This is a genomic window from Eubacteriaceae bacterium Marseille-Q4139 (assembly GCA_018223415.1).
Lineage (GTDB): Bacteria > Bacillota > Clostridia > Lachnospirales > Lachnospiraceae > CABSIM01.
Genome location: JAGTTQ010000001.1, coordinates 1151917 through 1166352 on the forward strand (window position 1 = coordinate 1151917; position 14436 = coordinate 1166352).

The 14436-nt window shown below is 51.0% G+C and carries 13 protein-coding genes and 2 pseudogenes; 1 reads left to right on the forward strand and 14 read right to left on the reverse strand.

Annotation, left to right across the window (positions count from 1 at the left end; translation table 11 throughout):
* Positions 1–4: 4 nt before the first annotated feature.
* The 8 genes from KE531_05425 to KE531_05460 all read right to left on the reverse strand — a co-directional run bounded on the left by KE531_05425 (position 5) and on the right by KE531_05460 (position 7191).
* Positions 5–391 carry a cysteine-rich VLP domain-containing protein gene (locus KE531_05425; protein ID MBR9953067.1) on the reverse strand — a complete coding sequence of 129 codons (387 nt, stop codon included), beginning with the start codon at positions 389–391 and terminating at the stop codon, positions 5–7.
* The gene (locus KE531_05430) at positions 381–2006 is read right to left on the reverse strand and encodes a relaxase/mobilization nuclease domain-containing protein (protein ID MBR9953068.1); all 1626 of its coding nucleotides are present in this window, start codon (positions 2004–2006) and stop codon (positions 381–383) included. The genes KE531_05425 and KE531_05430 overlap by 11 nt, the downstream gene beginning before the upstream one ends.
* Positions 1978–2376 carry a plasmid mobilization relaxosome protein MobC gene (gene mobC, locus KE531_05435; protein ID MBR9953069.1) on the reverse strand — a complete coding sequence of 133 codons (399 nt, stop codon included), beginning with the start codon at positions 2374–2376 and terminating at the stop codon, positions 1978–1980. The genes KE531_05430 and mobC overlap by 29 nt, the downstream gene beginning before the upstream one ends.
* A gap of 497 nt (positions 2377–2873) precedes the next feature.
* Positions 2874–3086 carry a helix-turn-helix domain-containing protein gene (locus tag KE531_05440; protein ID MBR9953070.1) on the reverse strand — a complete coding sequence of 71 codons (213 nt, stop codon included), beginning with the start codon at positions 3084–3086 and terminating at the stop codon, positions 2874–2876.
* On the reverse strand, positions 3079–3501 hold the full coding sequence (locus KE531_05445) for a sigma-70 family RNA polymerase sigma factor (protein ID MBR9953071.1): 423 nt from the start codon (positions 3499–3501) through the stop codon (positions 3079–3081). The genes KE531_05440 and KE531_05445 overlap by 8 nt, the downstream gene beginning before the upstream one ends.
* Before the next feature lie 171 nt (positions 3502–3672).
* Entirely contained in the window at positions 3673–4440 is a 768-nt protein-coding gene (locus KE531_05450) for a class I SAM-dependent methyltransferase (GenBank protein ID MBR9953072.1), read from the reverse strand.
* Between the two features lie 50 nt (positions 4441–4490).
* On the reverse strand, positions 4491–6410 hold the full coding sequence (gene tet(W) / locus KE531_05455; GenBank protein MBR9953073.1) for a tetracycline resistance ribosomal protection protein Tet(W): 1920 nt from the start codon (positions 6408–6410) through the stop codon (positions 4491–4493).
* A gap of 640 nt (positions 6411–7050) precedes the next feature.
* Positions 7051–7191 (reverse strand): hypothetical protein, encoded by a 141-nt coding sequence (locus tag KE531_05460; GenBank protein ID MBR9953074.1) that lies wholly within the window; start codon positions 7189–7191, stop codon positions 7051–7053.
* 471 nt (positions 7192–7662) lie between these two features.
* On the opposite strand from KE531_05460, the gene KE531_05465 reads away from it, so the two are divergent.
* Positions 7663–8871, forward strand: a complete 1209-nt coding sequence (locus KE531_05465) for an IS110-like element ISEnfa110 family transposase (GenBank protein ID MBR9953075.1) — start codon at positions 7663–7665, stop codon at positions 8869–8871.
* A 146-nt stretch (positions 8872–9017) separates the two neighbouring features.
* On the opposite strand, the pseudogene KE531_05470 reads toward KE531_05465, so the two are convergent.
* From KE531_05470 to KE531_05495, 6 genes and pseudogenes are all read right to left on the reverse strand, one after another.
* Positions 9018–9263, reverse strand: a pseudogene (locus KE531_05470) (type IV secretory system conjugative DNA transfer family protein).
* 109 nt (positions 9264–9372) lie between these two features.
* On the reverse strand, positions 9373–9558 hold the full coding sequence (locus tag KE531_05475; GenBank protein MBR9953076.1) for a hypothetical protein: 186 nt from the start codon (positions 9556–9558) through the stop codon (positions 9373–9375).
* Positions 9559–9572: 14 nt separating this feature from the next.
* On the reverse strand, positions 9573–11216 hold the full coding sequence (locus KE531_05480) for a recombinase family protein (GenBank protein ID MBR9953077.1): 1644 nt from the start codon (positions 11214–11216) through the stop codon (positions 9573–9575).
* Positions 11217–11291: 75 nt separating this feature from the next.
* Entirely contained in the window at positions 11292–11456 is a 165-nt protein-coding gene (locus KE531_05485) for a hypothetical protein (GenBank protein MBR9953078.1), read from the reverse strand.
* A 266-nt stretch (positions 11457–11722) separates the two neighbouring features.
* Positions 11723–13052 (reverse strand): annotated as a pseudogene (locus tag KE531_05490) (virulence-associated protein E).
* A 112-nt stretch (positions 13053–13164) separates the two neighbouring features.
* Positions 13165–14391 carry a serine/arginine repetitive matrix protein 2 gene (locus KE531_05495; protein MBR9953079.1) on the reverse strand — a complete coding sequence of 409 codons (1227 nt, stop codon included), beginning with the start codon at positions 14389–14391 and terminating at the stop codon, positions 13165–13167.
* Positions 14392–14436 lie beyond the last annotated feature (45 nt).

Consider the following 14436-nt stretch of genomic DNA (forward strand, 5'->3'; position numbering starts at 1 on the left):
TGATTTATGCGGGTTTGAAAGGCTCTAAAGCGTGACATCTCTGCCTTTGTTTCCGCTTTCTCTCGGCGGCTTTGATTTTCTTCATGCGCCCGGCGCAGTCGGGGCAGTATTTTCCCCGGTTGGATTTGGGGACAAAGGCCGCCCCGCAGACGGCACACCGTTTCCGGCTTCCCCGGCACAAGAGGGCTGCGGCCAGCTCCCCGTCAAGGGGCAGGACAGCCACACGGAACCAGTGGCACATGAGGGAAAAGGAAATGCTCTGGACGCACACGCAAGGCTCCCCGTCGTCCAATAGCAGGCAGTTCCCCTCATCGTAGTTACAGCACTCATGTACCAGCCGCCGCGCCCGCCGGTGCTGGCGGTAGTCCATGTGGGGCAGGTTATCGCTCATGGCTCTGCTCCTTTCTGCGGTGCGGCTCGTCCCGGCGCAAAATCTGGTCGATGTTCCGCTTGACGGTCTGCAACTCCTTGAACCGCTGTTTCTGTTCGTGATAGGTGTTATACAGGCCGTCTTTCTCGGAGATAAGCTGCTCGATCTCGGCCTGCAACGCTTTCCGGGCGGGCAGCTTGGTAATGCCATGCGCCTTGAAATACCGGGCTGCTGCGTCGGCTATGATAAAATCGCTCTCATGGGCCTGCCGGTATGCGGCGCGGGCTTTCTCGGATTTCTGTGCCCGCAGCCCGTCGCGGGCGGCCTTGGTCTGGGCGTAGGCCAACACCTGCCGCTGCAACTTCTTTTTCCCTTGCAGCTTCGTTTCCAGTGCTTTCAGTTCGCCGCTGGTCTGGCGCATTTTCTGATAGGCGGTGTCAACGGCGGCTTCTAACTGCTCCGGGGAAGTAAAGCCGTATTGCTGGTAGACGGACAGCGTTTTGGCGGCCTGCTTCAGATTGTGTATCTTCGCCCAGCGTTCATAGCCCCGGCCTTTGCCCTCGGCCATTTTCTGCTCAATGTCCACAAGCCGCTGCACTCCGTCCTGTTTCGGGGCGGCTATCTCGGCTCTGGCAACCTGCAAGCGGTCTTTTATGGTGCGTGGGGGATCGGGGGATCTGGCTGGCGCTTCGGCTGCTCTGGCGGCGTTTTGCTCTAAAACGGCAAAGACAGCGGCGCGGTCAAAATCGTCGCCCAGCTTCCGGGCGGTAATTGGCTTTGTCCTGTCCGGCGTGAGGTAGGAAAGCCGCCCCCGGCTCTCCTTGACGGTCACACCCTCCTGCAGCAACAGAGAGGAAAACTCGTCAAAGCTGGCGGCGGTGGCAAGGGCTTTCCGTAGGGTCTGCCGCAGCTTCTCCTTGTTCGTTTCAAACTTGGTCTGCCGGGGCGTGATACTATCGGCAATCATGGGGGCGTTCTGCTTGTCCAGCGCGGCCTGTCCCTTTTTCTGCGCCCAATACTCCCGGTCGGTGACGCGGTTCTTGCTGCCGTTCAAGAGGTCGATTTGATAAAGCCCCTCCCGGTGGCACATCTCCATGACTTCGGATTTGAAGTAGCGCAGGGCAGCGTCGGTACATCGGTGCTTGCAGCCGACTTTCGTATCGGCCGGCCTGTCCATGTAGGGCAGGAACGGCACTTCCTCAATCCGCAGGCTGTTTATGACGATATGCACATGAATGTTGCCGCTGTGGTTATGCCCGTCCGGGTGGGTGCAGACAAGGGCCTGGTGGCCGGGAAAATGCTCTTTACAGAATTGTTCCCCCAACGCCTGCGCCCGGTCTACGGTCAGGCCGTTGTCCGGCCCGTCCCGCGGGTCAAAGCTGATGATGTAGTGGTGGCTTTTCACATCTTCCCGCCGCTGGTTTTTCTGATAGCGGAGATTGGCCCGCATACACGCAACGGCAAAATCCTCCCCGTCGCAGTTCAGCGTGGACAGCCGGTAGTCCTCGCGGGGGATAAGCCTGCCGGTTTCATCAAGGACGGGCTTCATGGTAAACTCGTCATGCTCAAAGAGAAGATATTGCTCGGCGGCTCCGTAGTCGGCGTTTTTAGAGTTGATATGCTTGAGTGTTGCCAACCGCGTCACCTACTTTCTTGAGGACTTCATACTTGAGGACGGCAAGGTCGGATATGGCGGCGCGTACCTCGCCGGAAAGGGTGTTGTAGGGTACGCCGTATTCGTTCAGATACCGGGCAATCTGATTGAGGTTGCCGCCGATCCTGCCGTACTCGGCTGTCAGCTTCCCGACAGCGGAAAGCAACTCGTCATTGACCGACGACACATGGACAACCGGGCGTATGGTCGCCCGCCGTATCGCCTGCCGGAGAAATTCGGACTGGCTGATACCATAGGGCGCAAGCCGCGCTGTGAAGTCGGCATACTCATCTTCGGACAGCCGGGTTTTCACAACGCGGCTGCGGTGGGGCGTGTTGTATTTCTTTCGCATGGTGTGACCTCCTTTCTCGCCCGTAAGGGCGCATGAGCAGGGTTTGGGGAAGGCACTCCCCAACAAGTTTCCCGCGAGGGGCAAAACTGCAGAATTGCGGATTTTGGCACCGTGGTAGAAACTTGCTCTCCGTGACTGCAAACTTTCTCTCACTTCCGTCCGCCACTTTTTTGGAAAACTGCAACCACAAAAGTTTGTTTCTCTTTTTCTGCTACTACTAATCCTGTAAAGGGCATTCCTGCCCGCTTTCGCTAAAATGACACCGGACGCAGTGGTTTCTACCCGGTGTTGGAGAAATCCTTTCTCTTTGCCCTCTACTACGGGTAAATGCTCCAAATGCCAAACACCAGGGCAGAAAAATTCCCTCCTCGCTTACTACTACAACCGGCAGGGGGCAAAATGGCCGGGAGCGGAGCCGGACAACAAAAAAAGCAGTAAATCTTTTTCAAGACTTACTGCTTTCGCTGGCCGCGTCGGTGGCGGCTGGTATTCAGTTTTTATGACTTGTCCGGTGGTTCGTCAAGCCGGAACTTGAATTGACAGTCAATTAACCGCTGCTTTACATAGTCCTCCACCTCGGCGTTGACCTGCCCGTTCACTTTTGAGAAATAGCGGATATATCCGGCGTAGTGGAGCAGGACAGCGTTCACGGCTTCTGGGTCGCCCTCACGGGCTTTGAGGATTGTTTCATAGGGGAGAAGTCTACTCATACCGGCTCACCCCCATTTCTTCGCGTAGCCGCTGCAAGGCAAGCTGGATATGCCGCCCCGCTGTGCTGCGTGACCGGCCAATACACGCGCCGATCACGCGCTGCGGCTGGCGCAGAAAGTAATAGCGCAGGATTTCTTCCCGCGTCTGCTCCGGCAAAACAGAGATCGCGTCGGCAAGGGCGGCGTTGCAGAGCAGGACGGTCTGACCGCAGACGGTAAATGGGTATTCCTCGTCCGGCTCCGACGCGGCAAACTGGACAAACTTCTCGTTCATCAGATAGTCAAGGGAAACTTGCCGTTCCCATTGCCGTTTAAGCTTCAAAATCTTGTCCAAGGCGGCACAGCGGATAACAGTCTTGCAAAAGGCGTTGTACCTGCGCTGGATATATTCTTGATAGGCTATCTGGTCGGTCATGGAAATTCCCCTTTCTGAATAATAGTGCGGGGCGGTGGCACTTCTTGCTGTCGCCCCTTGATTGCCTACCAGCAAAGGCGGGCGGGGCTGTCAACGGCTGCGCATATGCGCCGTTCATCTTGACCGTTGACTGGCTCGGCTGGGTTTGCTATTTACCCGACAAACTTGAATTTATTTTAAGCTATCACGTTTTACCTTCTTAAGCCTTACTATCATTACCATAGGAATTTCTTTGTTGGTTTTAAAACATTCTTCATAAAATCCATCAATGACAAATCCAGCTCTAAAACAAAGGTTAAAAATATCTTGTATGGAACGATGATAATAAATCTGCTCTTTCGGTTGCCCTTCAATCGCTATATCATAGTAACTGTGCGGTGTCATATATTTTTCAGTCAACGTGACAAAACAAGGGTGTTGCGTTGCAAAGACAAAAATTCCGCTTTCCTGCAACAGTTCATAAACAGCCATAAGAAGTGGTTCAATATCCGTAATATCCATAATTGCCATATTAGAAACTGCTTTCGTAAAGGCTCGATTTCTTTTTAATTCTAATATACTTTTTCTATCGGTCGCATCCGCCACACAAAATTCAATTTGTTTTGCATATTGTGATTGCCGTCTTTTAGCCAATTCTATCATTTTTTTGCTGTAATCAAAAGCGACAACCGAAGCGCCTCTTTGTGCAAGATACGAAGAATAATTTCCATTGCCACACGCAATATCCAAAATGTAATCCGCAGGATTAGGAGATAGAAGTTCCGTTACTTTGGGACGCACTACCTCTCTGTGAAATTCATTAGATTCGTCACCCATTGCATTATCCCAAAATTGTGCGTTCTCCTCCCAGATTTTTTTACTTTCCTCTGTTCCCATGTTCTCTCCCACTCCCCAAATTTGCTTTTTTGCTTCCATTAAATCTTCCTTACTATATTCCATTGTTACCCTCCATAACTTCTGATTGTTGCCGTCTTGACGATTATGTATCTTTACATTACCTTCTGAAACATATGGCGCACCTTGTCCAGGCGGCTGTTTGGACGGCGGGGCTGGATGACCGGCTGACCGACAGCGGCCTGATATCCTTTCAGCTCTGTAAGGCATACGCTCCGCCCGTTGGTGTAAAAGGCCAGATCAGTACGGTATGCCTGTATACAGCGGGCGGGAATCTCGCCAGTAAAGACAACTTCATCCTTTTTTACCTGGGCCGTTTCGATGGTGGCACAGTATTTCGGTGCATCATGATAAGCCCTGGAAAGGTATTCCTGGGGCGCATAGAGGATGAAGGAGAGATAAGGTTCCAGCAGCTGCGTCCCCGATTCCTTCAATGCCTGTTCCAATACAATCGGGGCCAATGAGCGGAAGTCCGCCGGCGTGCTGACCGGACTGTAATAAAGCCCGTATTCAAAGCAAATCTTACAGTCCGTTACGTTCCAGCCGAACAAGCCCTGCTCCAGCCCGTAACGGATACCATCCCTGACAGCGTTTTGAAAACTCTGGTTCAAGTATCCCAGCGAAACCCGGCTCTCGTATTGTACACCGGAGCCAAGCGAGAGTGGTGTAACAGACAGTCCTATGGATGCCCAAAACGGGTTGGGCGGCACCTCGATATGGATGGTGTGGCTGGCTGCTTTGAGCGGCCGCTCCATATAAATGACGGAGGGTTCCTTTACCACTGTTTCAAGCTTGTATTTTTCCGACAGCAAAGCGGAAACAACCTCCAACTGCACCCGGCCCAAAAAAGAAAGAATGATCTCATGGGTGATGGAATCCACTTCGCAACGCAAAAGCGGGTCAGTATCCGCAAGTTGCGTAAGAGCGTCCAGCAGCCGTTCTCTTTGCGCTGCCGTTTTCGGCGCAATCGTCGTCCGCAGCATGGGGAGGGGGTCCTCGCGCCACCTTTTACGAGGGAGCCGGGTTTGGTCCCCTAATACATCGTTTAACCTCACGCTGTCGCTGGGAAGGATAACAATTTCACCCTGATAAGCGGTGTCTGTCCGAACAATTTCCCCTTTGGATGGAATACGCATCTCTGTGATTTTCAGCTTTTCTCTCCCGGCCAGGGCCACCGTATCCCGCAGGCGCAGCGTTCCGCTGTATAACCGTAGATAGACACGCCGCTGGCCGCAATCGGTGTACTCAACCTTGAAAACGCTGCCGCATAGGGCGGCGCCCCCCTGTTCCCCAATCGGTTGGAACAGCCCTGTCACCGCATCCATCAACGGTTGAATGCCAAGGCCATTTTTGGCGCTGCCATGATAGACTGGGAACAGGGAGGCGTCTTGAACCCGCTGCTGTTCCTCCCGCGCAAGTTTTTCCCGGCTGATTGGTTCTCCTGCGATATACTTTTCCAATAATTCATCGTTATTTTCGATGACCGCATCCCATGCTTCTATGTCGGTATTTTCCTCCAGGACTATTTCCGGGGACAGCGACACCGTCTGCTTGATGATAATATCGGCGGAGAGCTTATCCCGAACAGACTGAACCACGCTCTGCAAATCAACGCCAGCCTGGTCGATCTTGTTGATAAAGATAACGGTGGGAATGTTCATTTTCCGCAGGGCATGGAACAGAATACGGGTCTGGGCCTGCACGCCATCTTTAGCGGAGATCACCAAGATGGCCCCATCTAAAACAGCCAAAGAGCGGTACACCTCCGCCAAAAAATCCATGTGGCCGGGCGTATCCACAATGTTAACTTTACATCTGTGCCACTGGAAGGAAGTGACTGCCGCTTGAATGGTAATCCCACGCTGCCGCTCCAAAAACATGGTGTCCGTCCTCGTTGTCCCTTTTTCGACGCTCCCCGGTTCTGAAATGGCTCCGCTGGCATATAGCAGGCTCTCCGTCAAGGTCGTCTTTCCAGCGTCTACATGGGCAAGAATTCCAATATTGATTATTTTCATGTGATTGTCCTCCCTTTACAGCCCCAAAGGGCATAAAAATCCCCAGCAGTAAAATACTTTTACCACTGGGGATTATAAGTTGCGGACATACACATATACAGCATACACCTGTTTGTGATTGCTGTTTTTGGGGATATGTCAAAATTGATAAGGCAAAAGTATTCTTAAATTGGGTACAAAAAACTAAGCCCCTACAAAAGGAGCTATCATAATCCTTTGTTCCCACTATTTGATTATAGTTTTATTTAAGAATACCTTGCCGCATATTTTTTACTCCTTTTCTGGATTAAATCATTGTATCACATCAGTTTTAGGAAAGCAAGTACCTAAAAGAAATTTTTCTTCCCCTTATATGTAACAATCATACCGGCTTCCTAGCGTTCAGAATGTTTTCTGCTGTCTGCTGTGGTGTTTGGTTGGAATTGTCCAACCAAAAGCCGATCCGTGGTGTTGTCTGCATTTTACTAAATACAAATTCAATGTATACAGAAAGATATAAGGAGTGGGAGGGATTCCGCCGTAGTTGGCATTGTAGGAAAATCCAAAAGTTTAGATTTTCCCACAATGCTTATCTTTTGGTCTTTGGTTCGGAATAGTGTAGTGCTGGCGGTCTATCTCTTGTTTTCGGTTGCTTGCTTCCTTACCGTACATGAGCATTCGCACCGGGGTTGTCGTTGCCGTAACCTTCCAGCAGGTTGATGACACCCCAGATGCCGAGACCAGCGCCCAGAGCGATAACGAGGGTCTGAAGAACGGTGATAGCCTGATTGAAAAATGCCATAAATTATAGTTAGCCGGAATCATTTGAAAAGTTTGATTTAGTCATTCATAGGCATACAAAAGCCGGAACAATCGGCACCCGGTTTCCGGGGCCTGATTCCGGCTGTCCTCCTTTTTTCATTATTTTTTGGTGATTGTCCGCTTTGTACGCCGATGGCCCCATCCGGGGCGGTTGAGGCGGGTAGATAAGATCACTCCTATTACAATAAATTTGGACAGGAAAGCCGGACAGCCAGTCCGGCTTTCCCTCCATCTCGTGCCTAAGCTACAATGAGAGGAGCAACTGGCTGACCAATCACTCCTTGGGCTTGTATGTCCGTGTGAAAGACTGTTAGCCATCCTCTCGTTGCAGCGTTCGATTTAAGCAGGTTGAACCACCGGATGTCGGAGAGTTCGTGTCACACAATAGATTGAATCGGCAGCGAGAAAAGATGGATTCCGGTTGCAGATTCTTTGTATTGGAGGAATGTGAATGAACTGCGTTGGCATCGATGTTTCCAAGGGTAAGAGCATGATTGCAGTCATGCGGCCCTTCGGAGAGGTAGTGGTTTCACCCTTTGAAGTACGTCACACCGCCAATGAACTGAGCGAGCTGGCAGGACTGCTCAAAAGCCTGGACGGCGAGACCCGTGTGGTGATGGAATCCACGGGTAATTACCATGCTCCGGTGGCCTGGCTGCTCCACGACGCGGGCCTTTATGTCTCGGTAGTCAATGCAATGCTGGTGCATGACTACGGAAACAACAGTTTAAGACGGGCCAAAACCGACAAAAAGGATGCCGTAAAGCTGGCCAACTACGGTCTTGACCACTGGCTCACATTGCCGAGATATATCCCGGAGGAGGATACCCGACTCATGCTGAAAATCTGCTACCGGCAGTACCAACAGTATTCCAAAGTTCAGACCATGCTGAAGAATAACCTGATCTCCCTGCTGGACACCACCTTCCCAGACGCAAATCGCTTGTTTACCAGTCCGCCCCGCGCCGATGGCAGCGAGAAGTGGGTGGACTTTGTCGCTACTTTTTGGCATTGCGAGTGCGTTTGTGGCCGGTCTGAGAAGGCCTTTACTACCCAATACCAGAAGTGGTGCAGAAAGCACGGCTACAATTTCAGCGAGGATAAGGCGCTGGATATTTATGCCTCTGCTTGCAGACACTTCGGTGTCATACCGAAAACGGATACGGCAAAACTTTTGGTAGAACAGGCCATTTCTCAACTCCAGACAACTTCTTCCGCGTTAGCTGCTCTCAAACAGGAGATGCAATCCCTGGCAGCTTCTCTGCCGGAGTATCCTGTAGTGATGGGGATGTTTGGTGTTGGCCCAACCCTCGGCCCTCAACTCCTGGCTGAAATTGGCGATGTACGCCGTTTTCATTCCAAAAAAGCGTTGGTTGCCTTTGCGGGTATTGACGCCCCGCCCTACCAATCCGGTCAAATAGATGTCCGTAGCCGTAGCATTTCCAAGCGAGGATCTGCCTCACTGCGCAGGACGCTCTTTCTGGTGATGAGCGTCATCCTGCAATGTGCTCCAATAGACGAGCCGGTGTACCAGTTCATGGACAAGAAACGCTCTGAAGGCAAGCCATATCGTGTCTACATGATGGCCTCTGCCAACAAGTTCCTGCGCATCTACTACGCTTCTGTGAAAGCCTACTTGGAATCCCTGGAGCACGACTGATTTTTACACTCTATACCATCTGGCTGGCCGCCGTTTTAATTTTGAGATGCTCAGCGGCTTGATTTTGTATTGCATTTTTTCGCCTCCCTAAAAATCTGAAATTTCTACTTGACTTTTATTAGCAGGTCTTTCACAGCGGAACAGATTTACACGCCCTCTGCGTCTACTTCATACACATCGTAGACCTCGTTGGGCTTGAGCTTGAGCCGGGTGGACAGGAACGCCTCGATGTCAAAGGCGTTCTTGGGGTCCGCGTCGGCGGTGTACGGGTAATTGGGGTGCTTGGTGATGTCGTACTTGTCCGAGAGGAAAGGCCGCACACCGCGCAGCTGGAGGATACACTTGCCGCCGTCCATGACGGCCAGTTCATCCTGGCTCATAAGCTCTTTACCACAATGTCAAGTGATGAATTCAAGAATGGGCAAAAAAATAACCCTTCTCGGTTAAGAGAAGGGTTGGAACGAAACCGTTCAGTTTGTTGTTTAGCTTAAATGGGGGAGCTTACTTGTTTTTGGCACCCGGCTCAAATTCGTCCTTACACCACTTTACGAAGTTTCCGGAATGAAGCAAATATGTGCGTGTGGTATTAGGCTGTAAATATCCACTATTTTGGGCTGTCAGCACCTCTTGCTCGTATTCCTGAAACAGCCTTTCAAGTTCTTTAATAGTAGAAATATCTGTTTTCATAAAAATCCCTTTCTTCACATAAATATTTCGCCAACAAAGTTATAAACGATCCTGACCTCCTGAACTTTCTGACCATCAACCTTCTTGACCTCGCCCACCAGAATACGGCTGATCAGGCGGTTCAGAACCGTTTCATCCAGTTCTTGGATAGTGGCATACTGCCGAATCTCCCGGATAAAGGTACGGACTTCACTTTCCTGAGCGTCAGACTGCTGAAGCATTCGCATCAGTTCCTGCAAACAACGCTGATTTTCTTCCTGTTCCTGCTCCATGGCGGCGGTCAACTTCACAAACCGCTGCTCAGAGATCACGCCTTTGGCCTTATCGGTATAAAGGCTCAGAAACATATCGTCAATTTGCCGGTTTCTGGCTTCCAGGCGCTCACGCTCTTTCTGCATCTCGGAAGCATCCGCCATATATCGGCGCTCCATCCGGCTGCTCAACCGCTGATAAAAGGCATCTGCATCTTTGAGCGCCATCGCTGCCAGTTCCTGAATATCCTTCAGGACGAGATTATACAAATCCCTGGCTTCGATTTTATGGCTGGTGCAGGCGTTTTTGCCCAGCCGGTTGTAGGTCTGACAAATATAATACGCCTTATCAATCGGTTCCCGCATCTCGCCGGTAAAGCGGTTTTTGCCAGTTCTGCCGACCTTTTCATACCGCACCTGCATGGATTTCCCACAGGTGGCGCAGTAGATAATGCCGTGGAACAAGTTGTAGAAGGGGCAAGCATTTCCTTTCATAATAGGGGGCCTGCGATCCACGATTGCCTGTACCTGTTCCCATTCCTCCGGTGTCACAATCGCCTCATGACAACCCTCAATGATTTCCCAGTCCTCACGGGGAATGATGTTATAGGTGTTGGAGCGAATCCCTTTCTGGTGCGTCCTGCAAACCAGATGAGCGCCCTTATAAAAGGGGTTACGCAGGATATGGCTAATTCTTGCGCCGCCCCACGCATAGTAGTTGACATCGCAGGCTGTATTTCCTTTTACTCTGGTGATGGGAACCTTGTCCTCCATCAACTGCTTGGCAATCCGCATACAACCCCAGCCATCCAGTGCCAGGTCATAGATTTTGCGAATCACCGGTGCTGTTTCCGGGTCAAGGATCAAATGTCCCCGATCCTCCGGGTCACGCATCAGCCCCAGGGGAGGCTGTCCACCACAGAACTTTCCCTGTCGGGAACGGGTCATACGCCCCGCCAGCACTTTCTTGGAAATATCCCGGCTATACATATCATTCAGGATATTCTTGAACGGCGTGATGTCCATTTCCTGACGGGTCAAACTGTCCACACCATCGGTAATGGCGATATAACGGACATTGTGTTTGGGGAAGAAGATTTCAATATAGCTTCCAGCTTCGATATAATTTCTTCCCAGTCTGGACAGATCTTTTGTGATGACACAACCAATTTTACCGGCCTCAATATCGGCAATCATACGCTGAAAAGCGGGACGATTGAAATTACGCCCTGTGTAACCATCGTCCACATAATACTCATACTGGAACATCCCGTTTTTCTCGGCAAATTCCTTGAGCATAAGTTTTTGATTGCTGATACTCATACTCTCGTTATCGCCGCCATCGTCCAGAGAAATACGGCAATAGAGGGCTGTGATTTTCTGATTGACTTGTTTTTTCCTGCTCATAGCAATCTCCTTCTATGAACAGGGACACGATATGTATATTATATCATGTCCCTGTTTTTACTTCAATCAATTCCCTCAGCTTGCCTTGCGTTCCAGCCATTCTTCAAAGTGTTCGCAGGTTTGCCGTTCAATGAGCTGTTCAAAGGCTTCCCGCATGGTTTTATCACCTGAAAACTCCCGTACCACGATAAACTTTACTTTTTTACTCTGCTTGTTTTCTTGCTTTTGGTTTTTCTCCATAGGCTACCTCCATAGATCAGAAAGGCCAGACAAAGGAAACGGCAACGAAGTCCGGCAACAAACCCCGAAAAACCTGTAACCTATCGTCCGGCTATCGTTTCTTACTTTTCAAATTTTCTTGCGAAATCTCGTTGCTTTCGTTGTCAGAGAACAGATACCAACCAAAAAGCCTTGCTTTATGGGCATTTACCGTATCCACATCTCCATTTTTCCGGCAACAAAGTTAGCAACCAGCCGACAACCAACCGGGCAACAAGCCCTATAAATCAGGCAATCCACTCCTTTGGCAGCTCCAGCTGGCGGACTTCTTCCTCGCTCAGCTCCACAAATCCATCTTCGTTGTCGGGCACTTCGTTGCCGGAAATTTCTCGTTCCCAGCCACGCTGCCGCCCATATCCAGCAAACATCCGGGGGTTAGAAAAAGGGCTTCCAGCCAATCACCACCGTGTTCATGATCTCGTTGATATTGTGCAGCTGCCAACGCTTCGGCTCCTCAAAGGCGTGTCCCAACGCTTCCTTGAACAGCTGCTTGGAGCAAACCACATTGCCGGTGTAGTGTTCCAGGAAGCCCTGAATTTGCCCGGCTTCGGTATCCTCCGGCATGAAGTCCTTCTGGACTTCCACCAACTGCTTTTGAATCTCCTTTGAAAATTTCATGGAATACTCGCCGCTGCGGTAAATGGTCATAGCCTCCGCCCACACCTGCAACAGATATTCCCTGGAAACAGCTTCATCCTCCAGAATGTGAACCTCCGCTTTCTCCGGGTAAATCATCACTGGTAGGAACCGCCGGTTTCCGGCTCGATCAAGGGGTAAGAAGTCCAGCGTGTTGGAGGAACCGCCGAACACACACTGCCGCAGACGGTCTTTGGGCTGGGATTCATAGGGTGTGCGATAGGTTTCCTTTTGGCGGCTGATAAAGGAGCGGATCTCCTCGATGCTCTTGGCGTTACTGGTGGCCAGCATCTCCGACATCTCGATGATCCAGTGGCCTTGCAGCTTGGCAAACACCTTGTCATCATCCAGCTTTTTCAGGTCATCGGAGAACCACTCATCCTGTATAGCCAGGAAGCGAAAGAAGGTAGACTTTCCGGCTCCCTGGCCGCCCACCAGACAGAGCAGCTCCTCATATTTGGAACCTGGATGGAACACCCGGCGGATGGCTCCCAGCAGGAAGTGTTTGAGCATTTCTTCCACATAGTTGCTCTCATCTGCCCCCAGAAAGTGATGCAGACAGGAGCTTATCCGGGGCTTGCCGTCCCACACCAGACTGTTCAGCACATCCTGAATGGGGTGATAGCAGTTTTCGTTTGCCACGATGGAGAGCGCCGCCATCAGCTTCTTTTCACTGGTCAAACCGTAGTTCTGCTCAAAGTAAAGGAGCAGATACTTGACATCGGTATCAGTCAGGGCGCTGGTACTTCTGCGCCAGCCCAGATCCCGCACAATATCAACACGGTCGGTCAGCAGATTCAGCCGGATTGCGCCCCGCAAAAGCGGATCTTGGCAAAACACCGTGCGGCAATTTCCAATGGTGTTAGCCGGTTGTCCTTTTTCCGTCGTGGAAAGGCTTTCCTGCACTTCATCAACGGTCAATTCCTCACTTTCGTCCTGCTGGGTTGCAGGCACTAAACTCTGAGATTCGCTGTTCAATGTTTCTCACCTCCTCAAGAGAAAAGCATCTGATTTGTTCGCAAAATCAGATGCCTTAAAGCTCTATATCCTGTTTTTCCCGCTGCTTTTTCCGGTTGTATTCTCTCTGTGCGCTATCCTGCTTGGCTTTTTTCAGGAAAGCAAGAATGGATTCCTTGGCCTTTTCCTGAATCTGCTGTTTACCAGCCTGCTTGACCTCCGGCTGCATCAGCTTCTTCTGGATTTTTGTCAGCGCAGACTGCATGGCATTTTTGATTTTGGAGATCACTCCATCCAGCCGGGCAGCGGCATACTCACGCTCTTTTTGCGGCGCTTTCCGTTCCGGCGAGAGTACCCAGTTTTTCGTTTCCTCCACCAGCCGGATATCCTCCTTATGGGTTTCCAGCCGGACAGCATCGGTGACAACCTCCACCGCCTTGTCATAGGCAATATCCGAAACTTCCTCCACCAGTGTTTCCACATCCTCGATTTTCAGGGTCAGCTCCTCCAGCTTCTGTTCCTGGGCGGCCAACTGCTCCTTTTGCTTCATCAGGATATAGTCCTGTTTCTCCAGATACGCCCGCCCACCATAGGACGGCTCCTGCTCCAAATGCACCCCATGTTTGCGGCTGATGTCAAAGAGCAGCGTGCGGCATACTGCATCAAAGGTTTGTTTTCGATTGTTGTGTTTGCCCTTGGGCTTACTCGGATCAGGCAATTCAAAGCCCAGTTCCTCCAGCGCCTTTTCCTGCTGGGGGCACAACTCCCCATACCGGTTTTTGCAGTCAAACACATGGCGCTCGTGGATGTGAGGCGTACCCTCATCCAGATGCAGCGCCCAGTCCAGAATGTGGATATGGGAACCAAAGCGCCGTTCAAACTCCTCGTAAAATTCGCTGACAATGAGTGCCAGAGTACCCGCTGGAACGGATTCTTCCATGGTGCCGATCTGGTAAATGCTTTCCTCTGGGCAGGTCTTGTTGTTTTTCAAAAGATCTTCTACCGTGCGGTTGCGCTCAGTGTGCCGGGTTTTCTCGTTTCGGGCATTCTGGGCATCTACATGGTCGGAGTAATGCTCGTAGTAATACATCCGCTCAATTTCTTCAAAGCTGAAATCTGGCTGTTCCGGGTTCTCCCGAAGTTCCGGGGTAGTGAAGCCACGGTAGCAGTCCCAGTACACATTTTTCTTAGCTCGCTGGGTATCAATGTGTTCGCTGTTTTCCACATCAAACCGGCGGTCATTGTGCCGGGGATTATAGGTGCCATGCTTGCCGGAGCGTCCGTTGTGCCGTGTCAGTTTCAATTTTCATCCCTCCATTCTCCGTTGATTTTTCCCGAAGGGGAGCAG